The organism is Candidatus Woesearchaeota archaeon (assembly GCA_027858315.1).
Lineage (GTDB): Archaea > Nanobdellota > Nanobdellia > Woesearchaeales > UBA583 > UBA583.
On the sequence record JAQICV010000032.1, the window covers coordinates 1 to 2,557 of the forward strand.

The 2,557-nt window shown below is 27.6% G+C and carries 4 protein-coding genes and 1 tRNA gene; 1 reads left to right on the top strand and 4 read right to left on the bottom strand.

Annotation, left to right across the window (positions count from 1 at the left end; translation table 11 throughout):
* On the bottom strand, positions 1–807 hold an 807-nt coding region (locus tag PF569_02190), incomplete at its 3' end, for a type I restriction endonuclease (protein ID MDA3855041.1).
* A 109-nt stretch (positions 808–916) separates the two neighbouring features.
* On the opposite strand from PF569_02190, the gene PF569_02195 reads away from it, so the two are divergent.
* Positions 917–988 (top strand) — tRNA-Thr (locus PF569_02195).
* Positions 989–997: 9 nt separating this feature from the next.
* Here PF569_02195 and PF569_02200 read toward each other — a convergent pair.
* The 3 genes from PF569_02200 to PF569_02210 all read right to left on the bottom strand — a co-directional run.
* The gene (locus tag PF569_02200) at positions 998–2,044 is read right to left on the bottom strand and encodes an SWIM zinc finger family protein (GenBank protein MDA3855042.1); all 1,047 of its coding nucleotides are present in this window, start codon (positions 2,042–2,044) and stop codon (positions 998–1,000) included.
* Complete coding sequence (locus tag PF569_02205) at positions 2,034–2,333, bottom strand: hypothetical protein (GenBank protein ID MDA3855043.1); 300 nt, start codon at positions 2,331–2,333, stop codon at positions 2,034–2,036. Before PF569_02205 ends, PF569_02200 begins: the two co-directional genes overlap by 11 nt.
* Before the next feature lie 21 nt (positions 2,334–2,354).
* Positions 2,355–2,557, bottom strand: a 203-nt coding sequence (locus PF569_02210) for a hypothetical protein (protein MDA3855044.1), incomplete at its 5' end; no start/stop codon positions are given.

Here is a 2,557-nt window from a genome sequence, read left to right on the forward strand (position 1 = left end):
TTCTCTTAATGCTACTCTATCAGTTAAGAACAATACTTTATCTACAATTTTTCCCCTTCTTAAAAAATCAATCAAAGCCATAGCAACTCTTGTTTTTCCAGTTCCTGTAGCCATATTTATTAATGCATTCCTATGACCTTCTTCAAAATGTTCCAAGATTTCATTTACTTTTTCTTTACTCTTTCCCCATCCATAATCAACAATTTTTTCTTCAGGTTCTGGTATTTTAGAAATATTAGAAGCTCTATCTTTATTTCTAATCAAGTATCTCCTTCTAATTAAATCTTGTTGAGAATGAAAACCAAATACCTTTCTTTCATATTGAGTAAAATCATCAGCAAAATAAATTTCTTTTCCATTTGTATAATATATAAATATCTTTTCACCTGTTTGCTTATATATATCTTTAGCATAATTGTAAGCTTGTTCTTTTGCAAGAGCAAAAAGTGAAGAAGAGACTTTTGATAAATTTTGAGGAACTCTCTTTGCTTCTACAATTGCTAAAGGCTTTCCTTTATCATCTAATAACATATAATCAACATAAGCCTTATCCAAATGACCTCTCTTATTTAATTTTCCTGTTTTTACTCTAAATTTATTTTGTAGTTCTTCTACTGTTTGAACTGAGAATGTATCATCATAGTTTAAATATTTAGGTGTTTTAAAATCAGAATTTTTAGTATCTATTTCTTCTAAAACTAACCTTTTATTATTTATTTTCCAACCTTGTTCTTCTAATCTAGGGTCAATTATTTCTTTTCTAGTATTCTTTTCATCAATATTTTCATAAGATTGAACCTTAGCCATACTACTTTATAAATGGAACCTATTTATATATCTTGTCAATTATAGCTAAAAACAAGAAATTTTACAAAAGCTTTTTATATAGTTTAAAGATTATATAATTATTATAACTGCTGATGTAGTATAACGGTTATTACGGGGCATTGGTAATGCTCTGATCCGAGTTCGATTCTCGGCATTAGCTTTTTATTTCTCAATTCCAAAACCATTCTAAATAAATTTCTAGATATTGTTTGTTTCTTTCGTTCCCTTTTAAATAGTCCCATTCGTCAGCTATTGGAAAGACACACTTTTTTTTAGATTCTTTTCCTTTAAAAAAAATTCCATATTTATCATCTATAAAATCGTCAATTCTCTCAACCTTAAGCTCGAAATCTTCATAATTCAAGCCTTTTCGTGTTTCTTTATGACATATTATATAAAAAGGAAAATCCAATTTTTGATTTAAAAAACTTCTAAATATCTCTAACGAATCATTATTTCTTGAAGGAATTTTAGTTTTAAATACTTGCAAGAGAATTTCTTCACTTTTTAAAGAATATTTAAAATCATCAAAGAAATACTCATAACCACTAAACTTTTTCTCTAAAAGTTCAATTTCATCTCTTAAAAATGGAAAAACTTCATCATACTTGTATAGAAAATCTTGAATTAAGTCTTCAAAATGCTCAATGTCAAAATGATCTCTTAAATCTATTAATTTTCTCAGATATAAAGAAAATAAATCAAAGTTCTTGTTTTTTAAAAGCTCTTTTTCAATGATTTCTCTTTTAGTATCTAATAAATCATATTCGTGATGTGATCTTATCCATAAATCTTTAATGAGTTTAGTCATGGCTTCATTAGAAAAATCATTTTCAATATGGATATTTGCTATATCTGGAAATTCAGATTGTACCTTTAAAACAATTTCTACAAGCTCCTCTTTTGATTTTTTAAGTAATTTTTCTTGAAGTTCATTTATAGAGATGGGTTTGTTTTGTTTTAGCCATAGAATCAAAGCTGCTAAATGTTTACAATACCCCATATAAGGACAACTGCAAGACATTTCCCTTGTATCAATATTAATACTTAGTTTATAATCACTATTTCCTAAACACTTGGCTTTTACCTGAATTTCATCAAAAATAATATTTGAGACTAATCCTTCTCTATAATATCCTACCCCTCTTTTCCAAATTACTCCATCAAAGTTATTTTCCAACTCTTGCAATATCTTTTTATCTATTTCATTTGCCATTTTCTTCATTAATTAGATCCCAATAGTCCTTGTCTTGTTTGCTTAATTTTTCAAAATACTTCCAGGACACATAATGTCTCTTATTGTAAGGCAATTTACATATTTGTATATCTCCATTTCTCATCATTTTATTAAACTCCTTTCTATCTATATTGGAATTAGATAATTTATCTCTCAAAATATCAAATTTTTTAGAACAATCATTAATTATCTCATCATGTCTAAAACATTTTCTTGCGCAATAATTCCCAAAATAAGTATTAATAGCATCAGATATTTTGCTTCCCATAGTTATTTTAAGAAACCTTACTTATTTAAATTCTTCATGATATTGACAATGTCCTCTATAACAGTCATAATAAGCAACACCCTCACTCTGTGAACCCTCAAGAACCCAATTCCCACTATTACAATTCGCATCAATAGTACAGTGACCTGTAGAATACGAACTAATTGTATCACAACTACCATCACCATTTAGAAATGTGCCAGCAGCACAAATTGTCCCAGCAT

Excerpts from the sequence above, each read along its gene's own strand:
- PF569_02200 (MDA3855042.1), bottom strand. The coding sequence starts at position 2,044 with ATGGCAAATGAAATAGATAAAAAGATATTGCAAGAGTTGGAAAATAAC.
- PF569_02205 (MDA3855043.1), bottom strand. The coding sequence starts at position 2,333 with ATGGGAAGCAAAATATCTGATGCTATTAATACTTATTTTGGGAATTAT.